Here is a 24,173-nt window from a genome sequence, read left to right as displayed (position 1 = left end):
CCCCGGCCCTAAAGCTGCGGAGCACCTGCTTTTATATGTATCTGGCTACTCTCTATCTATTCCAGACTGGCTGCGGTGAACAATAGTACCCTGCCGTCCGTATTTAGAATTTGCGTACCAAAATTTAGACTTGTTTATACTAATACAATAACTTCACAATTCCGACATATTATCTAAGAGCTATTCGCTCAAGTTAACATCAGGGGAGATGATAACATGTCGCAAATTTTAAAAAAGCGGATATTTAGATCATCCAGCATCGCGAATACATTGTCGATTGTTTTGTTGGCCATTATTGTTGTCGTCTTTTCAATCCTGGGGACATTCATGTTTGCAAGCACGCGAAGCATTCTGGTAACTCAGCAAGAGTCCATGCTTCTAACCAAGACACAGGGCATCGTCAGCCAATTTGATGCATTGTTTAAGGAAAAGGGTTCGCTTGTCAAACAAATGTCAACGAACAAATTATTTCAGCAATATTTAGAAACTACCCCATCCGCAGAAATGGTGAAAACTTCTCCTCACGCTGCGGAAACAGTAGCAACTTTGGCAGCTATTGTAAAGGCAGAGCCCTCTTTTGCCGACGCCTGGGTTGCCGGAATATCCGGCAAAGGTTACTTCCTCCAGAATGATGGTGTTTCTTCCAAACCTGATTTCGATATCAAGGCCCGTCCTTACTTCAATCCGGCTGTCGAAGCAGACGGTTTATACTACTCTGAACCCTATGTAGACATCAATTCGGGTAATCTGCTCATGGGAATTTTCTATCCAGTCAAAAATGACAGCAATCAATTGATCGGATTTGTTGCAGTGGATATTGCTTTCAAAGATATCCCGGCCATTATGCAAAGCTATTCGCTCGGAAGTACCGGGTATTCGATTCTTGCCACCAAAACAGGTGATATCCTATATCACCCCAACGAGGACAAAGTATTGAAAGAAAAAATCACGGAAAACCCGGGAGATCTTGGGGAGATCGGAAAGAAAATGATTGGCGGCGAATCCGGAGTAGAGTTAATTAATGATAATGGAGAACGTCGTTATATCGGGTATGCAACCAGTACGGATACGGGTTGGTCCGTCGGCTTGACCATTTCAGAGCAAGAGGCGCTTAGCGATTTAAAAGCTTTTACCTGGATTACGCTTGGCGGTTTTGCCGCGGCAACCATCCTGTTGGTCCTAATTTGCTATATGACGCTGCGTTACCTGTTAAGATCGATACCAAAGCTGCTCACAAAAATCAAACGGATTGAAGACGGGGATTTAACCGTGCAATTTGATGCAGATTCCAGCAACGAAATCGGGCAAATTGCTCAAGGGATTCATACGATGGTCCAAAAGATTCAAGGGATGATCCAGGTGGTCGGAAACACCGCTCAGATCCTAACCCAGTCTTCTCACAATTTGCAATCCATTTCTTCCAGGACCGCGGTAACGATGAACGAGACGGCTACAGCCATCAATGAGATTGCCAATGCGACCAATTACCAGTCCGCTGAATCGGAGAATATTCTACACAAAACCGGAGCATTGTCGGGCCAAATCGACGAAATCGCGAGTGATGCAAAGGCCGTAGAAGCTATGGTGCAAACCTCTGCCAACCAAAGCGGCTCGGGTCTTGCGGTAGTTGAAGAGTTATCCAAATCGGCGGAAGAAAATCACAATTCGACACAGGCAGTTTCATCTATTATTGAAGATATTGATCTGAGCCGTCATGAAATTTCGAGCATCGTAGACACGGTGAATCAAATTGCCAATCAGACCAACCTGCTGGCGCTTAATGCTTCCATTGAAGCTGCACGTGCAGGAGAACATGGCAGAGGATTTGCCGTTGTTGCCGGAGAGGTACGCAAGCTGGCTAACCAGACTGAACTCGCGACACAGGAAATCTACAAAAAGGTCCGTGCGATTGAAGAAAAAACCAGTATATCGGTTGAGCATACCGCCAAAGGCTTAAAAATTGCCGAGGAAAATGCCAGAGCCGTGGAGAATACCAAGCAAGTATTTTTTAGCCTGAACAAGGATTTGGAGGAATTGAAATTACGGATGATCCAGATCAGCAACAACACTTCCATTGTCCACAGGCATAAGGATGAAATTTTACAGGCGCTGGAGATCATCTCTTCCACCACTGAGGAGAACTCTGCATCGACTGAAGAGGTTAGCGCCAACACGCAGGAACAACTGGATAGCATCGAACAGGTTGCTGTACTCTCGAAACAATTAAGCCAAATGTCCCAGAAGCTTCAAGACGAATTAAGTCAATTTACGGTTGTCTAAAAAATAGCGGTAAGACCATTTTCCAGCGGGATCTAGTACAAGCCCTCTCTCCACTTAAGTTGAGATGGGGGCTTGCAGGCCCCGAAGTACGTTAGATATTCACTTACTTTAGTTACAAAACGTTTTATTTAATTACGTAAGCTTCCAAAAGCAGCAGCTTTGCCGCTATGATAATTGTGAAATTATGCACAAGGGGGCAGGGTTTAAAATGAAGAAAAAAACAGCAGTTGCTCTTATTCTCGTTCTCTCTCTCATCCTCGCTATCGCAGGATGCGGCAACGGCAACAAGAGTACGGACACTGGAAACAGCGGGAACAAGAGCGCAGAGAGTGAAAAGAAAGTAACAACTGAAGCCGTTTCAGGAGCCTCTGAAGCAAGCTACACTCCGCTCGATCAATTAAAAGAGGAATATGATATTATCATTGTCGGTGCAGGTGGTGCAGGTATGTCTGCTGCGCTTGAGGCTAAAGAAAAAGGTATGAACCCGGTTATTCTGGAAAAAATGCCGGTTGCCGGCGGGAATACAACCAAATCCTCATCAGGAATGAACGCTTCCGAAACAAAATTCCAAAAAGAGCAAGGCATTGCTGACAGCAATGATTTATTTTATGAAGAGACCTTAAAAGGCGGTCATGATACAAATGACAAAGAGATGCTTCGTTTCTTCGTAGACAATTCCGCGGGCGCTATTGATTGGCTGGATTCTATCGGGATTAGGCTGAACAACCTCACAATTACAGGCGGCATGAACGAAAAGCGCACACACCGTCCTGAAGATGGCTCGGCAGTTGGACAATACCTTGTTAAAGGTTTGGTGAAGAACGTACAAGAGCAAGGAATCCCGCTTTTTGTGAACGCTGATGTTAAGGAAATTACACAACAAGACGGCAAAGCAAACGGCGTCAAAGTCCTATTCAACCAAACAGATGAGAAAACCATTGCTGCCTCTGCTGTCGTTGTGACAACCGGCGGTTTCGGGTCCAATATGGACATGATCTCCGAGGTTAGACCGGACCTGGAAGGATACGTGACCACGAACCAGATCGGCAGCACCGGGGACGGCATCAAGATGATTGAGAAGCTTGGCGGGACAACCGTCGATATGGATCAAATTCAAGTTCACCCGACAGTACAACAGGAAAAATCTTATCTTATTGGGGAAGCCGTGCGTGGAGAAGGGTCCCTCCTTGTTTCCAGTGCAGGCACCCGGTTCACGAATGAACTGAATACCCGTGATAAAGTTACCGCAGCAATCAACACGCTTGCAGAGAAATCAGCTTACCTTGTCTTTGACTCCGGCGTTAAATCCCGTGTTAAAGCCATCCAGCAGTATGAAAAAATGGGCTTCGTCATTCAGGCGGATTCCATCGAAGCTTTAGCTAAGGAAATGAGTGTTCCGGCGGATAAGCTGCAATCCACTCTGGATACATGGAACAGCGCAGTGAAGAACAAAAAGGATGCTGAATTCGGCCGGACAACAGGGATGGACAACGACTTGTCCACAGCGCCCTACTATGCCATCAAAATCGGTCCCGGGATCCACTACACCATGGGTGGTGTGAAGATCAATACGAACACTGAAGTATTAAATAAAGACGGCAAAGCTATTCCTGGCCTCTTTGCAGCAGGCGAAGTTACAGGCGGATTACATGGCCAGAACCGGATTGGCGGCAACTCTGTTGCTGAAATCATTATTTTTGGCCGCCAAGCCGGTATTAAATCCGCTGAATTCGTAAAAGCACAATAAGCTAGCGGCTGTGCCGTTACTCAATGGAGTAAACCACAAACGGGGGTGTCCCAAAAGCCATGAAATGGCTGCTTGGGGCAGCCTCTGTTTATTAGTTGGATCAACGTGTGTGCTTAAAACATGTGCGCTTAAGTGGACGCTCCGCTGTTTAAGTGTAAGAACGACCCCATCTTCTTTATGATCACAAAAAAAGAAACCCTTCTTTGGTAAAATGGAAGTGTCGGCATCCATTTTAAAGGAGGGTTTCTTTTATACATTCAATATACTATGGACCAACTTTTCTTGCCAATGGCCTATACTCAGCGCTTCCCCGGCTATTTAAATACGAGCAGTACCTCCGGAAACTACAAATAACGGGAGCCCCTCATTCTGGTGATCAACCTAATTGCATCGTCGTAAGGCAAGTGTTGTCCTGCTTATATGTGGAGATTTCGGATTCCGCTGTCTTCCCTTCATGCTCTACTGTAATGCGGTATGTCTGGTCGCGCGGCAGCCACAGATCAATAAATCCGTTGGACTGCGATTTCATTGCAGCCTTGTCCAAAACTACTTTCCCGTCTGCGTCGTTGATCGTTACGATAAACTCTTTGTCCGTCATTTCCCCTTGACAGCCAGTCAGACTATGGATCGCACAAGGATGTGTACTCTCTTCGTATGGTGCGATTGACAGAAAAAACTCATCCTCCGGCAAGTCATAAGCCGCTTCCTTGGAATCCTCACCGGTCACGATCAATTGCGTGGAAGTGATCGAAGCCGAGGCCGCTGTGGCCTTGCGCGTACTGAAATCCTGTACCATTTGCTTAATTGTTCCCGCCTCCTGCTTAGCGGACTCTTTGTTGCCAGTATTGCCTACAAATAGGGCCGCAGCACACAGGATAGCTACCACCCCGGACAACGTCACGACTTTCCATCTCATCTAACTCCCATCCCCTTAGCTAGTTTTTATTATTATAATCTAGTTTGGGCTCTAGAGGACAAGTTGAGCTCCATTAGACACCGTATTTTCATAGTTATGGACTCCTGCCTTATTTATCCCCTGTATTGACACATTCCCCTTGCTGCATAAATTCTTCATAGCTGTACTGTGTAGAGCGGTCTTCGTAGCTGCTCTCCGGCCGCAGGCATTTGGATACGCCCTCCCCTTCCACGTTCCCGACAAAAATACTGTCGATCCGCTCGGGGAATTTCTTTTGCCATTCATATAAAAAGGTAAAGGCTTGCTCTTCGGTCTGGCTGTTGACTACAGGCAGCGCCACCTGAATTTCCTGGATACGGCAGGTTCTGGTATCAGCACAACTGTAAGCAGACACATATGTATCTTTATACACCGATACCATACGTTTGGGTGTCAGGTAACCCACAGCTTCAAGCTCGCCGCGAAACTCCGCCATCTGCTTGCGCAGTTTCATATTGGCATAACTTTTGGAGAATTCAAAATCTTTGACTTCCCCATTATCATCATCTACTAGCAATCTGAATGACGTTTGATCCGCATCTTGAAAGTGTCCATCCACCAAATACGACAAATAGCCGCCGTGTAAAAACACTTCATCAATGATCACTTCCTCGCCATATTCTGCCTGTGCATAATTCTTCGCAGCTTCAGCCGCCTCCTCTTCACTGATAAGTGCCGTAAAAAAAGGCCGGACGAACAAAAAAATCACTACAACCACAAAAACAAATATGGCCAGCAGTATAAATCTGATTGTCAGCGACGTAGTCTTCAACTTCATGCTTATGTATACACTCCTTCTAGCTATGTATCAATGATTCTCTGGGTATATTATCCTCCCATACCTATTAAAGCTGCATCGTAATTTTGAAACCTTCCTGGCCTGTTAGGCATGTCTTACATCTGGACAATCCTTCCTGTTGTTGTATATAGTGTATTACGGAAGTGAAGATGATGTCTGTGAGATTTCAGGAGGAGAATTAGCGCATGGCAAATATATTGGTAGTTGAAGATGAACGTCCAATCAGTGATTTAATTACAATGAATCTCAAGCTGGTTGGCCATACGTATAGCAAAGCTTACCGCGGACCTGATGTTTTTGACATGCTGGAACACGAGAAACCCGATTTGATTCTGCTGGATGTGATGCTTCCGGAGCTGAACGGTTTTGAGGTCATGCAGCGGATTGCCCCTCTGCAGATTCCGGTGATTCTGATTACAGCCAAAAATTCCTTGGCCGACCGCATCAAAGGTTTCGAGCTGGGCGCGGATGATTATATCATGAAACCCTTTGAGATCCTTGAACTCTTGGCAAGAATCAATGTGGTCCTGCGCAGGAGTGAAAAAAGCACCTCGAGCTTCATTTGCGATACCGTTGAAGTGCGTTACCTGGAACGGCAGGTGCTTGTGGATCAAACACCGGTAGACTTAACCGTAAGGGAATTCGAGCTGCTGGAAGTATTAATCCGTAACCGGAATATTGCCTTGTCGCGCGAAAAGCTATTGGAACTGGCCTGGGGGTATGATTTTGCAGGCGAAAGCCGTACTGTTGATGTCCATATCCGGCAGCTGCGTAAAAAACTGGGCTGGGAAGACCGGATCAAAACCGTTTTTAAGCTGGGCTACCGCCTGGAAGTTCAGGTCTGATTATGAGATTCTGGCATAAAATTCTGCTGGCGGTACTCGCCCTCTTCATAGCCGCCCTGGATGTAAGTGTGATTATGGTGATGAAAAAAAGCTGGCAGTTGAACATGGACAGCGAAACGCAAAGAGCCGCCAGCGAGCAGCTGCTCATCGCAAATAATATTTATGAAAACCTCAATTCCATCCAGACACGTGGCACCCGAATCACTCCTATTTTGTTGGCCAGTGTTGCCCAGTCCTACAGCGAATATTACCGCAAGCAGGGAATCCACCTGCAGCTATGGGACAACGGACAACGGGTTTACCCTTCCCGGGCAGGGACCCCCGCCTCGCCCGATTCTGGAACCCGCGACCCGGCTGAGCTGCTGGACGAACAGTCTATTCAGCTTTCCAGCCCGCTCCCCGCTCCCTACCAGCATCTGCAGTTGGTCTACCAGCGTGATATCAGCGGGCTGTTCGCCAAGCAGCAGGAGCTGAGCCGCTTTTTTGTTATGATTAACTGGATTGTCGGACCGGTTCTTTTGCTGCTGCTGTATCTGCTGATCCGGCAGCTGACCAAACCGCTGAAGCTGCTGTCAGAGACCAGCAAAACAATTGCCGAAGGCGACTACTCGAAGCGGGTACAGCTGCGCAGCAAAGATGAATTCGGCGAGCTCGCCCTGAACTTCAACCGGATGGCGGAGGCCGTGGAGCACAGGGTCACCGCGCTCTCCGAGATGGCCGAAGATAAGCAGCGGATGGTGGATAATCTGGCCCACGAGCTGCGGACACCCTTAACCAGCATGCAGGGGTTCGCCGAATTTCTGACTACCGCCAATATTGGCGAGGAAGAACAGCAGACTGCCGGCCGTTATATTCTTAGTGAAACCCTGCGCCTGAAGAATCTGGCCTTCAAGCTGCTGGACTTGTCGGTGCTCCGGCACCAGGCACTCACTCTCCGGAAGGTGGAGCTTACGGAGCTTTTTCAGGCAGTCGAGCAATCAGAACAACCCAAGCTGGCCGATGCAGGCATAAAGCTGCACCTCCACCACACGATTCCTCAGGTCTGGGGAGACGCTGATTTGCTGGCTTCGTATTTGGTCAACCTCATCGAAAATGCCATTCACGCCTCTAAGCCAGGCAGCACAATCCAGCTGCTGGCCTATGAACAGAATGGAGATGCCGTGCTGGAAATCCGCGATACCGGAGCCGGAATGACTGCTGAGCAGGCCAAACGTGTCTTTGAGCCATTTTACCGGGGCGACGAAGCCCGTTCAAGTGAACACGGCGGTGCAGGTCTGGGCTTGTCCTTTTGCCGGCAAATTGCCGAGGCACATAAGGCGAGACTCTCCCTTGACTCTGTTCCCGGTGAGGGAACCAGCATCCGTCTCTTTTTACAACTTCATAACAACTGTCCTCTTATTCTATAACATCTTGGGATTAAGGTTAGGAAGATTCAACATCATCCAATCCTGATGGAGGTTATTTACATGAGCAACAAGAAATTCACTGCTTCACTTGCTGTACTCCTGTTCTCTGGAAGTGTACTTACGGTCAGCGCAATGGCTGTCCCGAGAATTGTGAACACGCCCGTTGCCGCGCAAAATAAACCTGTACTGCAAGATATGGCCCGCTTGGCCTCGTCTGGCAGCAAAGCGCCCGTATTGAAAGTAGAAGCACCTGCGCCGGTGTCCACTGTAAACAGTGATTTGGAGCTGATGACAGAAGAGGAACTGCAGCAGGTTTATGATTTTGCGGACAGGCAAGTTAATAGTGATCCCCGTCTCACTGGCCGGGAAATGACAGATGCGGAAATTAAGCGGAGACAGATACTGGAGGACCAATATGTCTATGACGGCGTTCGTCCCAAGGGCTCCTTTCCTATGCAACCCGGACAGTCAGATTTTTATTATGACCTGAAAATGAATACATTCACTTATCCTGATCGTCCGCTGACCGACGAGGAACTCTTACAGTTCATTGATTGGTCCTATCGGGTGAACTATGTCATGTCCAAGCGGCATGTAAAAGCCGTGCCGGGGCCTGAAGAATTAAGTCAGAAAGAGGCCGTTGTCCTGGCCGCTTCAAGTGTGGGCAAACTTTTCGATGTTGATGTAGCCAAACTGGAAACAAAAGTGATCTACGACGAAGCCGGGCTTGATAAGCGCAGGACCTGGGCTATTCAATTCAGCCCTTACAAATCCCTGACCTTAAGTGGCCAAGGCAAGGAGTTCTGGCAATATAATGTGATCATTGATGGGCCAACGGGCATCGTAGTCGATACAACCGCCAGTAATTTCTCATTAAAAAGAACCCCAATCAGCACATCCGCCGCCAGCCTCATTCAAAAGGATGCCAGTTGGATTCATGCGGCTACCAAAATAGTAACAGACAAACAGGGGGAAACCCGGAAGATCACTAAAGCCTTCCTGACAGACACTGTAACCAATAACAAACGTGGAATGGTAGCGGTGAAACTACTGCTGGAAGACGGCAGCAGTTATAATGCGGAAATGCGCTATCCGGATCAAAGCCTGCGCTGCCTTATTTATGAGCCTGCTAACGTGGCCAAGTAACACTAATTTATGAACTGCCGTATACCGGACGGTACATAGGTTTGATAGGCGGGGAGCTAATCACTCCCCACCTCCTTGTTAAACATAGGATAACACACTCAAATATTTGTTTTTAGGCGAAGCTATGTATTGTTTATGCGATAATATCCAGCAACACGCCGGTCGTTTCTTTGTTTCCCTTTTTCACAGCTTCATAAGCTTGAAGCTCCTGCTGCTTGTCTTCATGAATCGTGCCTTGAGATGACGGCGGGATGTTTGTTTTGCTCCCCTCAGCCTTCACATCCTTTTCTAAACCAGCCAGCAGATGTTCATTAATTTCTGTTGCAGTGCCCATAAGCTTGTCATTCAGACCCTCTGCTTTCGCTTTAAGCTTCATGGATTTCTCCATATCGCTATGTTCCCAGCTCTTCGCTTCACTTTGCAGCGTCAATTGCGCCAGCTTAATACTGCTCGACTGCTTTATTTGAATATTCCCTGAAAGAACAGCATTCATAGTGTACGTAGAAGCTACACCCGGATGTACCGGATTTGCTTCCTTCTCATACCTTTCTTTTTTTTCAGCAATGCCTTTCTGGACATCCTGTTTGCGCTCTTCATCCATTCCCAGCGATTTTTGCTTATCCTCCATCAGCTGTTTCTGAATGGTTTTCTCAATGTCCTGAATTTGCATATCAATCTGCTCCAGCTCAGCTTTTATAACCTCTGGACTGGTGTTCTTCTCCATGGCTTGCGTTAAATAATTGGAGCGATGTTCTTTTAATTTCAGCTGATGCTCTTGCAGCTTCTGAAGTTCATTATCCTGCATCCCTTTTTTGCCTTGACTGCGTGACTCCGATTGTAATTGAGTTAGTGAACCGGATGTTTGAGGGGACCACTGTCGTGGCATTAGCGAAATATTCACCCTATAACCTCCTTGCTTTTTTATTGTAAAATGAACTGCATTGGATAATTATACCATTGCGAGCTTACAATAAAATTACACGAATCATAAATTAACCTTAAGAATGCAAAAACGGGCTGCTTAAAAGAGATTATGGTAGGATGAAATTAGAACTCAAAAGAGGTGAGTAGAATGGGAGAAGCCTTCCGGCTGACATGTGATGCCGCCGATACGTTATTTGTATGTCCTGCCTGCAGCGCACTAAGAACTGCACTATATATGGAGATGAGGTCGGAATCGTCGCACTATCTCCTATACTTGTAATAGATGCGACGAAACCATGAAACGCTCATTCATAGAACACAAGGTTCCAGTTCAATTGAACTGCCCGGAATGCAAACCTGGACAGCTGAAAGCTGAATTCTATATGGATTGGGATTAATTAAATCTGTACCGTTTATTGCTGCAGCTGTGATACCTGCTGGATTAAGGCATCCACACCTTGCTCCACGGTATAAGGACCGTAGTTCCACTTTTCCCGGGATACGTTAATGATCCGGTTGTTTTTCACAGCAGGGATGGTCTGATACACAGGTTCCTTGAACAGCTCCGTCATCTGCTTGAATTCATCTTCGTCCATTTGTGTAAAGAAGTAATCCGCCGGCTGGTCAACCAGCTTCTCCATCGACAAGACGGTTCCCCCGTCCGCAAAAGCTTTGAATTCCTCAGGCATCTTGAAACCGAAATCCTGATAGATCAGTTTGCCGAGCGTCCCGCCTTCGCCCCCCAGCAGCACTTCTCCACTTGAGAGAACGAAAGAAATCGCCGTTGTTCCCGGTTCAAGCTGAATGTTTACCTGGTCCCGAACTCCCTGCAGCTTCCCTTCAAACTTAGCAATCCAGGCTTCCGCTTCCTGCTTGCGGTTCATAATATCACCTACAGTTCTTAAAGTGTCGATAACATCAGGATCGCCTCCCCAGGCAACAGCGACGGTTGGGGCAATCTTCTCATAAGATACGATAATATCCTCACTCAGATAATCCGGTAAAATAATCAGATCCGGCAGCAGCGCCAGGATCGCTTCTTTATTGCCTGTCCCTTTGCCGATGCTCTCCACATCAGCCATATCCTGCGGATACTGGTCAAGCGTCTCCTGGTTGACACCTACCGGCTTCAGGTCCAGCGGGAGCAAATACCCTCCATAAGTAAGAACGACTGTCCTGCTTGGATTTACCGGTATTTCTACCTGTCTTCCCATAGCATCCTTATACATTCTTGTCTCTACGGCCGGTTCATCCGTGCCAGCTCCCCCACAGGCTGCCAGCAGTAAAGACAAACTAAACAGCAAAGTTACAGCAAAAGAAGACTTCAATCGAACATTCACTTCATTCACGCTCCAGGTGTCATATTGATAATGATTATCATTGTTATCAATATAACGTTGTCCACAACGGGGAGCAATGAACGATTCCGGCATCTCTTTAGGACGAATTGAACTTTTTGAACGCGGGCTATGCAGCTTAAATTGTGCCGGAGTCTCGCCGGTCACCCTCTTAAAGATCCGGCTAAAATAATATAAATCCTTATACCCCACGCTTTCGGCGACCTCCCGAATGGACACATCGCTTTCGCTAAGCAAGGTCTTTGCTCTGGCAATCCGGGTCTGAATCGCATATTCGATTGGGCTGTAGCCATATTTGCGCTTGAAGACTCTGGCCAAATGATGTGTGCTATAATGAAATATTTCCGCCATGGTCTCCATAGAAATAGTCCTATGCAAATGCTCGTGGATATATTGGGCGATTCTCTGGGCCAGATCCGGCTCCAAATGCTCGTCCTCCACCAGGCTCAGCTGGCGAAATTGTTCATGCACCCACTGGATGAACAGCCCCGACACCTGCAGCCTGTCCAGTTCTTCACCCGTCGTCCACAGATCAATCATCTGCACAAGCAGCGACAATAGGGATAACGGATATTGGGCCTGAAAGACATAGGACTGCGGACCAACCAGATCCGCTTGCACGTCCCGGGAAAGGCGGGATTGTCCAACAAGAGGTTTGTATAAAAGCAAATAATAGTCAACCGGCTGGTTGATACCCGAAATATGAAGGACGGCCCCTTTGATGTTATGCATGACATTGAATTCTGTTGAAAGGTACTCGGCACTGTCAAGATTTACTTTCGCTGCCCCTTGATGGACGAACAAGAACCCATTGGCTGGAAAGGTATAGGCATGAAAAGAGTCCCCGGTCTTCAGCACATGATGACGGATATCTATCAGTTGTACCGGTGATTGATTCCACATTCGGACTAAATCCCTAACATTCATAAGAGGACCACAGAATTCACAGCTCCACGTGCACATTGCTGCAGTGTTTTGTACAGTTCCGCAGAGACTTCGTCATATTCCTGTTGCCGGTCCTTCAGATGTGCAGAATAGGGCGGATTGTCATTCCAGGAGCCCATGCCTCCAAATACCCAGGCTTTATACACGGCATTCAACAACCGACGCGTTTTGTCAGAATAGACGGAAGGCAAGTCGAAGCAGAGTTGGGGTATCGCTGCTGTTCCTTCTAGAATGGCAAGAGCCGGGTCGAAGAAGTTTTTCTTCCAAAAAACTTCTTCGATATCCTCTGCCAGCCGTCCGGTCCGGTGCAGCACCTCTGCCAGTACCTCGGATAATTCAGCAATGGGAATGAACTCCCGAACCCCCTTCATATTTGGATCAAGGACCTTTTGCTCCGTGTAGGTGACCTTCCATTTCGTCTGTGACCGGAATGGATCCAGTTTCCATTCTGAGCTCCAAAGGGATTCCCCCGAATTCCCCAGGGTAGTTACGCCTGCAGGTGCAGTTTGGTTGATGTAGGCACTGCTATGCCAAGCCGCTGAAGTTGAATTGCTGTTCAGCATCATCCGCTGGCATCTTTCCTGACGAAGGTGCCTAAGCCATTCAGACCAGTTCCAGGTATGATGTTCATTTCTAAATCTTACCTCCATATAATCAATAGAACCCATTTCTTTGCTGACGGCCTCCTCCCCGCTGATCAGATAGCCATTGCCTAAAGCTGTGATTAACAGCTGCTGATGCAACTCTCCGTTCATGTTCACCCTCTCCTTCCGGTCTCTGCCCTTGCCGGTTCGCTTCATCTCTCTATTATAACTGCATTTAGGGATGGGGACACAGTTGACAACAGCTCCCTTGCCGTGTAATATTTGAACAGTCGTCGTAAAAACAACTGCATATTGTTCTCGTATAACCCCGTGAGCCGGAGGAAAACTCTCAGGCATTTAGGGCGGGGGTCTCTACAGGAAGCCTATACTTCCTAACTACGATGCTAAGGATGAAGCTCATTTCTCCTGGCTGCTGTGGTTGGGATTTTTTGTGTTTATTGTACTTAATTATAGGAGGTTGACCATGAAATATTTGTTATCTGTCCTGGTGGGGGCAATGAGTTATGGTGTATTGTCTACTATTGTCGTTTTGGCCTACGGAGAAGGCTACCAGCTCGGCGAAGTGGTTGGCAGCCAGCTGCTGACCGGATTCATCCTCTCCTGGCTGCTTGCCGGGTATACCAAGCTTAGAGCCAAGCGCACTCCAAACCAGCCGGGAACCGTTACTGCTGCCGGCGTTATTAATTCACCTAAGCTGACCTGGAAGAACCGCTTGCTGCTGATGATGGCTGGAGCACCAACCGTAGTCACCGGTCTATTGTATTATCAGTCGCTTCGCTATATCCCTGCTTCACTGGCTATCATATTATTATTCCAGTTCACCTGGATCAGCGTCCTCATTCAAGCTGTGAGCAGACGCCAGCGTCCCAACAAAGTCGTACTGCTGACTTTGATCGTATTGCTGGGGGGTACACTCCTGGCCGCGGGTATCATGGAGCAAGGCACTGCCGGATTCAATATAACCGGAATAATCCTGGGGCTGCTTTCCGCCGTCAGTTATTCCCTGTTCATCCTGTTTAGCGGCAAAGCTGTACCTTCGGTTCACCCGGCCTACCGGAGTGCCTGGATGGTGACAGGGGGACTTGTGCTGCTGTTTATACTGTTCCCGCCGCATTTCCTGTTTAATGGCATGTTGTGGGGGCCGCTGCTCCTGTTCGGATTCCTTCTCGGTTTGTTCGGTGCATTCATTCCACCGGTCCTGTTCGCGGTTGGTGTTCCTCACATTGGAGAAGACATGGCCGGTATTCTCGGCGCAGCCGAGCTGCCGGTTGCCGTTATGCTCTCTTCCTTCGTGCTGCATGAACATGTCAGTCAGTTGCAGTGGTTCGGCGTTGCTCTAATTCTGCTCGGAGTTATTCTTCCGGAGCTGTATAAATTAAAAAGACTCAACCCTGACAGACTAGGCACGCGTTAAGCTTGTCCCTGCAAGACCGGAATTCTCCAGATGTGGAGGGTTCCGGTCTTTTTATTGGGTAAAAGAATATACAAGCGGACACAACCTAAGGAGGTTCCTATGCGGGAAATCGATTATACCCACTATTTTTGGCAAAATGACTCCATCAGGCTGCGGGCTGTTCATCCTGAAGATTGGGAAGCCCATTACATTAACCGATTCGATACGACGGCGCGCCGCCTTCTGGAGAATGCGGTTAAGCTGCCGCCTACCATCACAGAAGCAAAGTCTTTTACAGAAACCTATGGAGATTTCGCTTCCAGCAACCTGACATTTACCATTGAAAACCTCAACGCTGAAAATGTCGGGGGAATTCACTTGAACCGGATTGACGAAAGGAATGGCACATTCCATATCCGCCTGCACATTGACCGGGACCACCGGGACCAGGGATATGGTACAAATGCTTTGAATATTCTCCTGAAATATGCGTTTTTTGAGCGCCGACTGAACAAATTCAATACTGCTGTTCTGGAAGGAAATGAAGCGGCAGCTGCCATGCTGAGAAAGAGCGGATGTGTGGAAGAAGGTATCCGCCGCCAGGACATCTATACCAATGGACAATATATGTCCTCCATTCTGTTCGGACTGACCAAGAAAGAATATGTACAGCATCTTACAAACTCCAGAGTGGCTAACCTGAGTGAAGAGGAGCAGCATTTATGATATTATGATTCTAGAAAAGATCAGGGAGGCGTTCGATATGGGAAATTCTATGAAGCAAGGGCTAATTTTTAAGGGGTTTGACGCATAATCGCCCTTAAACTGCGTGATTCCCCACTCGAAAGGGGAAAACCAATTGAAGAAATATGTCCTGCAGCAACTGGATTATCATGCTTGGGCCAACCAGATCCTGTGCACACATCTACAGCATTTATCCGCAGAGGTGTACCGGAAGGAAATCGTCAGTGTATTCCCGACGATTTACGCTGCCATGCAGCATATCTATGTCATTGATCGGGGCTGGATGTCCTTCTTCACCTCGGGGGGTGTCCCTGAGGTGAATGAAGAATATGTTGAGCGTTTGATGTGTTCGATTAACACGATTGTCGAGGAAACCAGAGACAAGCGTATTGAAGAATTGGGAGAACGGATGGCGGAGCTCGCCGGACAACTCCACCAATTCATCGATCAACACGATAATATTGAAGTTGTCTATCCATCCGGAACCTTTAGTGCCCGTTGTGTGGATTATATCCAGCATCTGGTTAACCATGGAACGTATCACCGGGGGAATGTCACAGCCATGCTGAGACAGTTGGGCCATGCGGGAACACCTACGGACTACGGCTATTATCTTTATACCTTGAGCCAGTAATTTAGACTTTTTGGCAACACCAGACAACAGGAGATGTCCCCAAAGCCATAAAGGGCTGCCGGGACATCTCCTGTTGCTATTCACGGGCCGAACCCAAAGGCAAAATGCCTTCCACTTGACCTGATCCGCGGTTATAACTCAAACCACGGTACAACATCCATCCGGAATCCCTCTTCGTCATAGTTTCCCTATTACAGAGAAAACAGGCGCTTTAATAGTCCTTCCTCCATTCCAATCTTGTATCAAAGACATAGATTGATTGTAAAAGGAGGAATGAACATGAGCAAAGAAGTACAAATATCTCAGACTTACCCGCGCCTGACTGTCTATGAAGATGAGAACTTCCGCGGTGCATCAAGAGTTTATACCGGAAATTTGGGTATCCGCAACACCGATAACATTCTGGACGGCTTTGAAAGCTTACGTTTTTTTTCTACGAGCAGCAATGCCACGCTGGTACTTTTCACACGTACCCGGTTCAGAGGGAACTTCCGGGTCCTGCGCGGGAATCGCAGCATCCGTGATCTGGATGATTATATCAACGGTAACGATGTGGAATCACTCATCTCTACCAATGAACGTTTGACCCTGGCGCAAATCCGCAATATCCGCCGCAGCGGCAACCTGCCTTCAGGTTATCGTTTGATCTAATCACCTTCGCTCTCTGCGTTCCTTTCCCGGCATCCGTCCGGGAAAGGAATCTTTATGTTGATAATAATGGACGCCGATCGTGGATCATAACTGGAAGTGACAGAGCCCATACATAGACATATACGGCATGTTCCCCCTCCTCCATCTTTGTTTCCGTGCAGATCTACCTAAGTCTGCGTGATAGGAAGCCTTGTTCATGCTGAAGAACAGCCTTCTTGGGGCTTGAGCCGGAACCAGCGCTCCACGGGGAGTCGATCAGCTCCGGCTCGCTCTCAATCCGGTCCATGGCCGCTTCATGCTCTCCTGATTGGAAATCCTCAATCAAGGCCAGCAGATCATCCCGGTCCAGCAGTCTGACCCCGTTAACTCCCGCCAATGTCTCACAGGAAGCCGTATATCCAGCCGAGGCTAGCACAATCGACCGGTCTGCCTCATAATAGCGCATGGACGAATAGATCTCCTGCACTGCACTTAAGCCTATGCGGCTCCCGGGCTGATAGCGCTTGGCTTGAAGCACATTGCGGAACCCTTCGCGGTCCGTAAAGACCAGATCCGCCCCGAAATCCTTGCTTTCCTGGGTCTTGTACACTTCCTCATAACCCAGTTCCACAAAAAAACGGTGCAGATAACGTTCAAAATCTGCACCTTCCATCTGGTCAATATCATGGATGGTGATCCGGTACGGGTCGAGCTCGGCCCGGCGGATTCTGGCCCGTCTGCGGATAAGACCCCGGATACTTAAGGCCGTAATCAGCATCAGGAGTAATGCTGAAGCTATATAGATTAATAGCGGTTCGGCAGCAAAACCTTGGAGAAGTTCATTCATTCTGGTTTGCCTCTTTCGTAAATGATTCTATTATTATACTAAATGTGTTCCATCCTACCAAACCCGGCGTCAACTCTTCATTTCAAGGCACTTCCTGTCGATAGAAATAGGAAAGACCATTATGGGAAAAGTTGGAGGTACCTATGTCGACCAATCGCAGAAATGAACCCTTCCGTTATGACTTTAAAGAACCTGTTCCCTTCGAGCTTCATATCCTCAGCATCAATGGTGCTGCCGTTCCGGCAAAACCTGTCAGTGCCGTACTCCATGATATCAGCCGTTCGGGCTGCCGCTTGTCGATTCCCCTGAATATTCAGGTAGAGAATAATCATGTCCGTGTAGGAATGGAACTGGTGCTGCACGAAGAACCGTTATACATAGAAGGAACCTTGAAATGGAACAAAGAGCAGACCGGTTCATTCCATTATGGTGTTCAATTAGAGATCCCGGAGTCCGAACGTGACCGCCTGCCAAAAGAATTGCGGCTCCTTGCCGGTGAACGCAAAATTATGGTCCGCTAATTAAATCCCGCATGAAGTCCTTTTGCTCCTGACCCGCTTCCATAGATGCGGGTCATTTCTTCTGCCTGGATACACGCTCCGGCTGCTTATCGGGGCATTCGTAGAATGGCCGACTTCAGCGCCCGGGTCCCTTCTGCGGTTTTTAAATAATCGGACGGTTTCTCATAGCCAAGCGCAGGTACTTGTTCCTCCATCCAGGTCAGCAGATACTCTCCCATGTCCGGCAGCAGAACCCTAAGGATATCTTCGGGAATGCCGCTGCTCTCCACTCTTGTTCTCAAACCGGGTTCTACCTCGTTATACAGCTCCTGATAGAGCTGCACCATCTCCTCCCAACTGTCCTCTTTAAATTCTTTCAAGTAGATCTCTCTCATCATTCACCCTCCTATATATAAATGTAGTTTCGAATATATTCTTTATATGAGATAATTAACCAAAGTGCTATTATATTTCTGCATCTTAATTAGAGAAAAGTGGAGGATTCTGTTTTGAAGACAAATGTTAAGTTGTTCGCTGTTGGGTTGTTAATCTGTACCCTCTTTACCGCCTGTTCTACCCGAACGTCCGATTCTGCAACGCCCGAACAAGATAACAGCGTTACTGCTGCCGCAGCGGCAACCGCCGTGCCCACCCCATCCCCCGAAGTCATTGACGAGGAGGCCTTAGCCGAAGAAAACGAAATGCTGGAGCTTGCTAAATACAATGCCTACGTCGACCTCAATAACTTTATGACCGGACGTTTGCAGGATGTGCTGAATGATTATTTTGAAGAATTCGGAGTGGAAAGCGCACCGGTCATTGATAAATATTTCAGCGCCACCCTGTTATCGATTACGAAATATGATGATGAGACCATAAACAACGCCTTCGATTTGATGGATAAAGCACCAAACTTCGAGAAGCTTGACCCTCAAGCTAAACTCCTGGAACCGGCACTGCAAGAGCTGACGGCGGTACTTGGCGAGGCTCATGAGTATTACGAAATCAAAGGGTATGTGGACGACGGGTTTGCCGGGAGCAAAACAATGCATTCCCGCATTCTAAAAGCCAATGCCGCTTATGAAGAAGCCTCCCAGGTCTTCTTTACATATCTTGGAGAATTGGCCGATGAACGAACCAAGGTTGAACTTCAGCAATACAAGGATAATAACCAGTTGCTGAAATACAGCGTAATGATGTTTATGCTGGATGCCGAGAAATTGGCAGCAGAAATGGACGACCAGGGAGTTCTGGCAGATAATATTCTCGAGCTCGATATGGTGAAATTCAAAGCCAAATACGACGTGTTGACAGAAGATCTCAAACAATTGACCACCTATTCAACTGACGAAACGAGAGTGACTCAGGAAGGTTTCGAGGCTTATTCGCTGGAAAGTTTTGTAGACCAGGCCAAAGAAGTAAAAATTGCTGCTGCTGAAATCATCGAACGGGTCAATAAGAAACAACGTGTAGAAGAGTTCTATCTAAAAAGCTCCTTCTTCCGGGAGACCCAAAAGGGGACACCCGAAAAATTCGGCAAAACCTTAAGCCTGACCATTGATCGGTACAACCAAATGCAATAAGCCGAAATCTCTCAGGCCGCTCTCTATTTGAGTCCTCATAGATTTGATGGTAAAATATGCTCCAAACGAAGCTGGGAGGCAGACACATGAGCGATGATCAGAACCTGAATGAAGACTTTGATGAAATGGAAGCTCCCGGCTGGGACGCTATAGAAGCCGCACTCGAGAACTTATATGGCGATCAGGTGCCCAAACATTATGGAACAGTCATTCCTTATAATCTGGGGGGACCGGACCCTCTTAATGGAATCAGCGCCTATGTGGTCAAGGAGCCCTTGCCTCACTGGCATTTTGTAACCTACGGCTTCTCCGAGCTTTATGAAAAAGAGACAAGTGATCCCAATTACAGCGGCTACGGCTTTGAATTGACTTTCCGACTGGCCAAGTCTGCCGCTGAGGAAGAGCCCCCTGCTTGGGCGCTCAATTTGCTGCAAAATATGGGCAGATATATCTTCAGCAGCGGCAACGTCTTCCGCTCAGGCGATTATATGGATGCCAACGGTCCGATTTGTTTGGGTGCCGACACCAAATTAACCGCACTTGCATTCATCACCGACCCGCAGCTGCCGGAAATGGATACCCCCAATGGGAAGGTGGAATTCCTGCAAATGATCGGAATTACGCTGGATGAGCTGGAGGCCATGCAGGTCTGGAATACCTTTGGTGTGCTGTCTGCCGCGTCCGAGCATCTGCCCTTATATTTAACCGATCTTACGCGGGACAGTCTGCTTAAGCTTCCTTCAGTTTCCACTGCAGTCCAGCAAGGCAGTGAGACAGAAGGCTCCAACACTGCGTTCCTGTTCGTCGATCAGCTGGCCTGGGAGCCTGCTTCGGATAGTCCGGCGGAACAACCCGGTCCTACCCTGCAGCTTGGAGCCAAACAAGCCGAGATCGTAGGCAAACTCCTGCGTGGCCGGATTACAAAGGGAAGGAACTTATCCCTTGTAAGCTCAGGCATCCGGGTTGTATTTGAACCTGGAGAGCGGGCGGAAATTGCTGAAAGCGAGAACGAAATTATTCTAAGACTGGATCAGCAGACCGTGTCGGAGCTTACGCCTCGATTTCGCCCGGCAGCCGGTACGTTTGCCGTCCCTTCCTTAAACGGCATCTCCTTTCGTATTGTCAGGACCAACATCAAAGACAGCGAAGGAAACATCGTTCATACCATCGGGTAGCCCTTTTCGGCTCAGACGTCAAGCGTCCACATGACAGCTAGTCAAGCATCAGCCTTTAAAAGGCGGGAATAGATGGCGCATTCAAAAGCTACCTCCCGGGAGGCACGCTGTAAGCCTAGGGCGGAGATCGCTAGAGTGCACTTTATACATCAAGATGGGAAAAAGGAGGGCTCGTTTTACGATTTCAGTGTATTTGGTGCAGCAGGAACCGCAGCCATTCGCCGAAAAGTGCCTTATTACTATTATTTGAATGTACAAAATACATCATGATGGATGTTTGAGCCTCGTTTAAACCATTCTGAGGTACTTTATACATTAGAACAGCTCGAAGGCTGGTGACGACCGCTAGCGTCTATCCTACTCAAAAAACAAAGGACTGTCCCAATCTGCCATCTTATGGCTTATGGTGCAGCCTTTTTTTAGAACAGAAACAAAGCGAGATCGGCTCCGGGAGTTATCCCGCGCCTTGCCAATCGTGTCTCGGTGCGTTTGATAGACTGTAAATAGAAATTGGCGGTAGCCGGTTCATCATATGTATTCAGGAGGCTCCCGCCAAGCCTGCTGCAGGCATACCCCACACTTCTCCACATGGCCAGAAAAACCTTCTGTGGTTCCTCCGTCCGGACCACGTTCATGCTGAACAGCAAGTTTTCGAATTCATCCTCCGCCAACGTCATCGGCCAGAAGTATCCGGGCTCCGTTTCAGTACCGACACTGAATAAATAATCGTCCCCATCAGGTCCCTCATTCTGAGCATGAAAAAGATCCATGTCTCCCCATTTCAATCCCAGACTAAGCATAACGTCCCAAATCTCGGCCCCCTTGTATCGTTTCCCTGGTTCTGCAACAAGCTTGACGGTAAGCTCGTGTTCATCTGTCCACGCCTTTTCCTGCTCATACCCATCAAGTATCTCCTGGGCCCGGCCAACAGCGGCTACCGGACTTTCACGTGGGGTCACCTTGACTCTGCCCCGGCCCCGAAACAGGCCGGGAATTCGTGTCAGCAACGCCTCCAGTTCTGCTTCCGTTGCGGAGACTTCCATCTGCACGTTATCGAAGATATCTGCACAGATGCAAATTTGGGTATAGTGGCATTCTCCTGCCGCCCGCCTGCCCACACTTGTCCAAAACTCTAACCCGCAGACAAATCCATAGACAATATACCCTTTTAGCAATTTCAGCAATTCTTCATCAGCAAGTGTAAACCCGTCAAACTCAACATCAATCAGCCAGGAATAGGCAGGGTTTGGTTCTCTGACATATATTCCCCCTTCCTGAACCACTGGCTCAGTCTCCCTTTCCACATGAAGCAGATAAGCGGCGTTTTCGCTTCCATATTCGGGTAAATGCATACCAATCGCCTCCATCACAATATAGGTAAAAACCCGGCAGTGCTTGTTGAGCACACCGGGTCATGAGGTTGTTCCATTACTAACTAAGGAGTCTATTTCAAATATTATTTGAATTCGACTGAACTCAGAATTTTATCAGTTTCGGCTTTCGTAGCTTCATCTACATAAGTGAAGATAAAGTTAAATGCATATCCGTCGATGATGGCGCTGTAATAGTCTTGTGTAATAAGCTTCTCACCATTGTTGATCGTGGCCTGCATCAGGTCCATATCTTTGCCGCCGACTTTGGTAGTGGAGATCTCTTTAAAGTCGTAAGGAAGCTGGCTTTCTACCATCAGCTTTTTGGATGCCTCCAGATAATCCTTGCCGGACTTCACACCTTGCAGCATACTGACCTTCTCGGCAACAATCATCGTCGAAGGACCTACCTGTCCGCCGTCAAGCGGATATTTGGAAGTCATCAGCAGATTAAGCGTCTTGGCTTCGGCCAAATCCAGCTGCTTCTTCTTGACATCGTTATTACCGGCAATCACTTCTTTACCGGCATTCGCAAGCTCGTTCATCCCTTCAGCATCTTGAACCTGCCAATCCTCAGGGAATTTGAGGGATACGCCAAAATAACTATTTGTATAGGAACCCTTCTCCGTTGTGCCAAGGTCGACGTCCTTCTTACTGTTCCCGCATGCTGTAGCCATCACCAGCACCAGCATCATCACCGCTGACATGAATGCAAATTTCTTTTTAGACATGATACCCTCCAATTGTAAATTCTCTCTTTTTTGTCATACCCATAGAGCTTATCACAGACACCTCATATTTCCACCTATATAAAACTATAGGGGATCTATAAATAAGAAAGCCGGCTTGCAATGGAAACAGCTTCTGTGCTGGACTGCACACCCAATTTGTCAAAAATAATTTTTTTATGATGATTGACCGTACATTCTTTAATTTTGAGCTTGAGCGCAATGGCCTTAACCGTCAACCCCTGTGAAATCAACTGCAGCACTTTAAGCTGCCGATCCGTCAAGTTCACGGGAAACTGTGCCGCCTCACGGGCCGCCAGCTGTTCCTGGTAGCAGCTCGCAATATGGGCTGGAATCAGCTTCGCGATCGCCACCAGCTCACTTTTCATATCTGCATTAATAGTGGAGACATCGATATAGCCGAGCTGCTGATTGCCTATCGTTAATGGGGTGGAGAAACAATGCCAATTCCGAAAAAACGGACTCCCATGCCCTTCCGGCGGTAAATAGACCGGCCCCCCATGCTTCATTGCTTCCGAAATGGCATTGACGCCGCAGCTTCGCTCAGACATGTTCAGTCCCAATCGAACGGGTGAGCGGCTCACCATACACTGAAGGCTCTCACTATGCTCCAAATCCAGCAGAATTCCCTTTGCGTCCGCCAGCAAAAACAAATATGTATCCGAAAGATGTTCCTTTATGTTGAAAATGCATTGTTGAAACGCTTGGATTAACAGATGATTGTGCGTTTGGTTTGGTTCACCTGAATAGCCTCCTTCCCATGGTTGACTTAAAGCAGACCCAGTCCTTGACATTCAGTTCTTCCTCCTTGCTCACTTCCAAATCATACCTCTTCAATTACCCAGAGTTTGGCATCCCCAAACATAGCTGAGACCATGTTAGAGGTATTTATAAGTTCATCATAACAGAACAAGAGGTTTCATTGACAAAAGCGACACTGTTGTTACTTTTCGACTTCACTGGAGGACTCATTTCTCTCATAATTACAAAATACACAGCCGTGGCATGACAAATAAACGTGGTGCTTGCTACACTGCGGGTACCCCGGTGGAATCGTGGGCCAGTAATCATCCTCTTCTATTGCGGACCACTCCTCGTAATGGCTTGTATCGACCTTCTCAGGACCAAAAGCGAGAACCAGCTGCCGAAACTGCAGGAGTGCACTTTCTATATATTCAAAGGCAGGCTCATAAGCCAGCACCTCCCACCCTGTCTTTGCCAGGGCGCCATCAATGACGCGGAGCATAAATTCCTGATTGGACACGAAATCTTCCCGGCTCCACGGTAATTCATCCAAGCTGAAGCCCACGGTTCCAATTCCGACGACATTTTGATCCCTTTGAGCCAGCCAGATGACGAACTCCTTCTCCCGATCACTTCCGGCCAATGCAGAACCGCTAAGTACCAGCACATCAATAAAAACAGACGTCAGCCCGTTCGACATGCGCATGTAGCCTGAATCCCCGCCAGTTCCATAGTCTGATAAAGTAATTGAATTGGCCATAGGTATAACCTCCTTTTTCTGATCTTATCAAATA

Annotated in this window: 23 protein-coding genes; 12 read left to right on the top strand and 11 right to left on the bottom strand. The window is 47.8% G+C overall.

All coding sequences use genetic code 11. The annotated features are described in order from the left end of the window. Nucleotides 1-216: 216 nt before the first annotated feature. Together IEY53_RS05220 and IEY53_RS05215 are read left to right on the top strand one after the other, a co-directional pair. Complete coding sequence (locus tag IEY53_RS05220; RefSeq protein WP_189022701.1) at nt 217-2,280, top strand: methyl-accepting chemotaxis protein; 2,064 nt, start codon at nt 217-219, stop codon at nt 2,278-2,280. Between the two features lie 208 nt (nt 2,281-2,488). After that, on the top strand, nt 2,489-4,027 hold the full coding sequence (locus IEY53_RS05215) for a flavocytochrome c (protein WP_189022700.1): 1,539 nt from the start codon (nt 2,489-2,491) through the stop codon (nt 4,025-4,027). Between the two features lie 376 nt (nt 4,028-4,403). Here IEY53_RS05215 and IEY53_RS05210 read toward each other — a convergent pair whose 3' ends face one another. Together IEY53_RS05210 and IEY53_RS05205 are read right to left on the bottom strand one after the other, a co-directional pair. Beyond that, nucleotides 4,404-4,943 carry a CueP family metal-binding protein gene (locus tag IEY53_RS05210; protein ID WP_189022699.1) on the bottom strand — a complete coding sequence of 180 codons (540 nt, stop codon included), beginning with the start codon at nt 4,941-4,943 and terminating at the stop codon, nt 4,404-4,406. Between the two features lie 109 nt (nt 4,944-5,052). Continuing rightward, nucleotides 5,053-5,760, bottom strand: coding sequence for a hypothetical protein (locus IEY53_RS05205; protein ID WP_189022698.1), 708 nt, complete (start codon nt 5,758-5,760; stop codon nt 5,053-5,055). A gap of 206 nt (nt 5,761-5,966) precedes the next feature. Here IEY53_RS05205 and IEY53_RS05200 point away from each other — a divergent pair, with 206 nt between their 5' ends. From IEY53_RS05200 to IEY53_RS05190, 3 genes are read left to right on the top strand one after another with little or no spacing between them, the layout of a single operon-like run. Beyond that, the gene (locus IEY53_RS05200; protein ID WP_189022697.1) at nt 5,967-6,626 is read left to right on the top strand and encodes a response regulator transcription factor; all 660 of its coding nucleotides are present in this window, start codon (nt 5,967-5,969) and stop codon (nt 6,624-6,626) included. A 2-nt stretch (nt 6,627-6,628) separates the two neighbouring features. Continuing rightward, entirely contained in the window at nt 6,629-8,032 is a 1,404-nt protein-coding gene (locus IEY53_RS05195; RefSeq protein ID WP_189022694.1) for a HAMP domain-containing sensor histidine kinase, read from the top strand. A 60-nt stretch (nt 8,033-8,092) separates the two neighbouring features. Then, nucleotides 8,093-9,178 (top strand): hypothetical protein, encoded by a 1,086-nt coding sequence (locus IEY53_RS05190; RefSeq protein WP_189022693.1) that lies wholly within the window; start codon nt 8,093-8,095, stop codon nt 9,176-9,178. A gap of 133 nt (nt 9,179-9,311) precedes the next feature. Here IEY53_RS05190 and IEY53_RS05185 read toward each other — a convergent pair whose 3' ends face one another. From IEY53_RS05185 to IEY53_RS34970, 3 genes are all read right to left on the bottom strand, one after another. Further along, nucleotides 9,312-10,079 (bottom strand): hypothetical protein, encoded by a 768-nt coding sequence (locus IEY53_RS05185; RefSeq protein ID WP_189022691.1) that lies wholly within the window; start codon nt 10,077-10,079, stop codon nt 9,312-9,314. 436 nt (nt 10,080-10,515) lie between these two features. After that, entirely contained in the window at nt 10,516-12,363 is a 1,848-nt protein-coding gene (locus tag IEY53_RS05180; RefSeq protein ID WP_229696002.1) for a helix-turn-helix domain-containing protein, read from the bottom strand. A gap of 20 nt (nt 12,364-12,383) precedes the next feature. Next, nucleotides 12,384-13,160, bottom strand: coding sequence for a hypothetical protein (locus tag IEY53_RS34970; RefSeq protein WP_229696001.1), 777 nt, complete (start codon nt 13,158-13,160; stop codon nt 12,384-12,386). A gap of 313 nt (nt 13,161-13,473) precedes the next feature. On the opposite strand from IEY53_RS34970, the gene IEY53_RS05170 reads away from it, so the two are divergent. The 4 genes from IEY53_RS05170 (at nt 13,474) to IEY53_RS05155 (ending at nt 16,432) form a co-directional block, all read left to right on the top strand. Then, nucleotides 13,474-14,424 (top strand): EamA family transporter, encoded by a 951-nt coding sequence (locus IEY53_RS05170; RefSeq protein ID WP_189022687.1) that lies wholly within the window; start codon nt 13,474-13,476, stop codon nt 14,422-14,424. Nucleotides 14,425-14,523: 99 nt separating this feature from the next. After that, complete coding sequence (locus IEY53_RS05165) at nt 14,524-15,129, top strand: GNAT family N-acetyltransferase (protein WP_189022685.1); 606 nt, start codon at nt 14,524-14,526, stop codon at nt 15,127-15,129. Nucleotides 15,130-15,262: 133 nt separating this feature from the next. Then, nucleotides 15,263-15,781, top strand: a complete 519-nt coding sequence (locus IEY53_RS05160) for a DinB family protein (RefSeq protein ID WP_189022683.1) — start codon at nt 15,263-15,265, stop codon at nt 15,779-15,781. 279 nt (nt 15,782-16,060) lie between these two features. Beyond that, entirely contained in the window at nt 16,061-16,432 is a 372-nt protein-coding gene (locus tag IEY53_RS05155) for a hypothetical protein (RefSeq protein WP_189022681.1), read from the top strand. 163 nt (nt 16,433-16,595) lie between these two features. Here IEY53_RS05155 and IEY53_RS05150 read toward each other — a convergent pair whose 3' ends face one another. Continuing rightward, nucleotides 16,596-17,258: a restriction endonuclease gene (locus IEY53_RS05150; protein ID WP_189022679.1), complete on the bottom strand. Its 663-nt coding sequence runs from the start codon at nt 17,256-17,258 to the stop codon at nt 16,596-16,598. Between the two features lie 143 nt (nt 17,259-17,401). Here IEY53_RS05150 and IEY53_RS05145 point away from each other — a divergent pair, with 143 nt between their 5' ends. Beyond that, nucleotides 17,402-17,779, top strand: a complete 378-nt coding sequence (locus tag IEY53_RS05145) for a PilZ domain-containing protein (RefSeq protein WP_189022678.1) — start codon at nt 17,402-17,404, stop codon at nt 17,777-17,779. An 86-nt stretch (nt 17,780-17,865) separates the two neighbouring features. Here the strand turns inward: IEY53_RS05145 and IEY53_RS05140 are convergent, their stop codons facing one another. Then, a complete protein-coding gene (locus IEY53_RS05140) occupies nt 17,866-18,153 on the bottom strand; it encodes an antitoxin Xre/MbcA/ParS toxin-binding domain-containing protein (protein ID WP_189022676.1) in 288 nt (95 codons plus the stop codon). Between the two features lie 114 nt (nt 18,154-18,267). Here IEY53_RS05140 and IEY53_RS05135 point away from each other — a divergent pair, with 114 nt between their 5' ends. Together IEY53_RS05135 and IEY53_RS05130 are read left to right on the top strand one after the other, a co-directional pair. After that, entirely contained in the window at nt 18,268-19,341 is a 1,074-nt protein-coding gene (locus IEY53_RS05135; protein ID WP_189022674.1) for a YiiG family protein, read from the top strand. A gap of 86 nt (nt 19,342-19,427) precedes the next feature. Further along, nucleotides 19,428-20,516 carry a suppressor of fused domain protein gene (locus tag IEY53_RS05130; protein WP_189022672.1) on the top strand — a complete coding sequence of 363 codons (1,089 nt, stop codon included), beginning with the start codon at nt 19,428-19,430 and terminating at the stop codon, nt 20,514-20,516. 419 nt (nt 20,517-20,935) lie between these two features. Here the strand turns inward: IEY53_RS05130 and IEY53_RS05125 are convergent, their stop codons facing one another. From IEY53_RS05125 to IEY53_RS05110, 4 genes are all read right to left on the bottom strand, one after another. After that, on the bottom strand, nt 20,936-21,868 hold the full coding sequence (locus tag IEY53_RS05125) for a cell division protein ZipA C-terminal FtsZ-binding domain-containing protein (RefSeq protein ID WP_189022670.1): 933 nt from the start codon (nt 21,866-21,868) through the stop codon (nt 20,936-20,938). A gap of 104 nt (nt 21,869-21,972) precedes the next feature. Beyond that, a complete protein-coding gene (locus IEY53_RS05120) occupies nt 21,973-22,617 on the bottom strand; it encodes a hypothetical protein (protein ID WP_189022668.1) in 645 nt (214 codons plus the stop codon). Nucleotides 22,618-22,712: 95 nt separating this feature from the next. After that, nucleotides 22,713-23,282, bottom strand: coding sequence for a helix-turn-helix domain-containing protein (locus tag IEY53_RS05115; protein WP_229696000.1), 570 nt, complete (start codon nt 23,280-23,282; stop codon nt 22,713-22,715). Between the two features lie 296 nt (nt 23,283-23,578). Further along, nucleotides 23,579-24,139 carry a hypothetical protein gene (locus IEY53_RS05110; RefSeq protein ID WP_229695999.1) on the bottom strand — a complete coding sequence of 187 codons (561 nt, stop codon included), beginning with the start codon at nt 24,137-24,139 and terminating at the stop codon, nt 23,579-23,581. Nucleotides 24,140-24,173 lie beyond the last annotated feature (34 nt).

Source organism: Paenibacillus albidus (genome assembly GCF_014644435.1).
Taxonomy (GTDB): Bacteria; Bacillota; Bacilli; order Paenibacillales; family Paenibacillaceae; genus Paenibacillus_AQ; species Paenibacillus_AQ albidus.
Note: the sequence above shows the minus strand (reverse complement) of the source record. Positions and strands in the feature narration are given on the sequence as shown.

Coding starts and splice junctions, on each gene's coding strand:
- IEY53_RS05195 (WP_189022694.1), top strand. CDS start 6,629: ATGAGATTCTGGCATAAAATTCTGCTGGCGGTACTCGCCCTCTTCATA.
- IEY53_RS05110 (WP_229695999.1), bottom strand. CDS start 24,139: ATGGCCAATTCAATTACTTTATCAGACTATGGAACTGGCGGGGATTCA.
- IEY53_RS05210 (WP_189022699.1), bottom strand. CDS start 4,943: ATGAGATGGAAAGTCGTGACGTTGTCCGGGGTGGTAGCTATCCTGTGT.
- IEY53_RS05130 (WP_189022672.1), top strand. CDS start 19,428: ATGAGCGATGATCAGAACCTGAATGAAGACTTTGATGAAATGGAAGCT.
- IEY53_RS05150 (WP_189022679.1), bottom strand. CDS start 17,258: ATGAATGAACTTCTCCAAGGTTTTGCTGCCGAACCGCTATTAATCTAT.
- IEY53_RS05170 (WP_189022687.1), top strand. CDS start 13,474: ATGAAATATTTGTTATCTGTCCTGGTGGGGGCAATGAGTTATGGTGTA.
- IEY53_RS05190 (WP_189022693.1), top strand. CDS start 8,093: ATGAGCAACAAGAAATTCACTGCTTCACTTGCTGTACTCCTGTTCTCT.
- IEY53_RS05145 (WP_189022678.1), top strand. CDS start 17,402: ATGTCGACCAATCGCAGAAATGAACCCTTCCGTTATGACTTTAAAGAA.
- IEY53_RS05125 (WP_189022670.1), bottom strand. CDS start 21,868: ATGCATTTACCCGAATATGGAAGCGAAAACGCCGCTTATCTGCTTCAT.
- IEY53_RS34970 (WP_229696001.1), bottom strand. CDS start 13,160: ATGAACGGAGAGTTGCATCAGCAGCTGTTAATCACAGCTTTAGGCAAT.
- IEY53_RS05220 (WP_189022701.1), top strand. CDS start 217: ATGTCGCAAATTTTAAAAAAGCGGATATTTAGATCATCCAGCATCGCG.
- IEY53_RS05165 (WP_189022685.1), top strand. CDS start 14,524: ATGCGGGAAATCGATTATACCCACTATTTTTGGCAAAATGACTCCATC.
- IEY53_RS05200 (WP_189022697.1), top strand. CDS start 5,967: ATGGCAAATATATTGGTAGTTGAAGATGAACGTCCAATCAGTGATTTA.
- IEY53_RS05140 (WP_189022676.1), bottom strand. CDS start 18,153: ATGAGAGAGATCTACTTGAAAGAATTTAAAGAGGACAGTTGGGAGGAG.
- IEY53_RS05215 (WP_189022700.1), top strand. CDS start 2,489: ATGAAGAAAAAAACAGCAGTTGCTCTTATTCTCGTTCTCTCTCTCATC.
- IEY53_RS05120 (WP_189022668.1), bottom strand. CDS start 22,617: ATGTCTAAAAAGAAATTTGCATTCATGTCAGCGGTGATGATGCTGGTG.
- IEY53_RS05155 (WP_189022681.1), top strand. CDS start 16,061: ATGAGCAAAGAAGTACAAATATCTCAGACTTACCCGCGCCTGACTGTC.
- IEY53_RS05205 (WP_189022698.1), bottom strand. CDS start 5,760: ATGAAGTTGAAGACTACGTCGCTGACAATCAGATTTATACTGCTGGCC.
- IEY53_RS05180 (WP_229696002.1), bottom strand. CDS start 12,363: ATGTGGAATCAATCACCGGTACAACTGATAGATATCCGTCATCATGTG.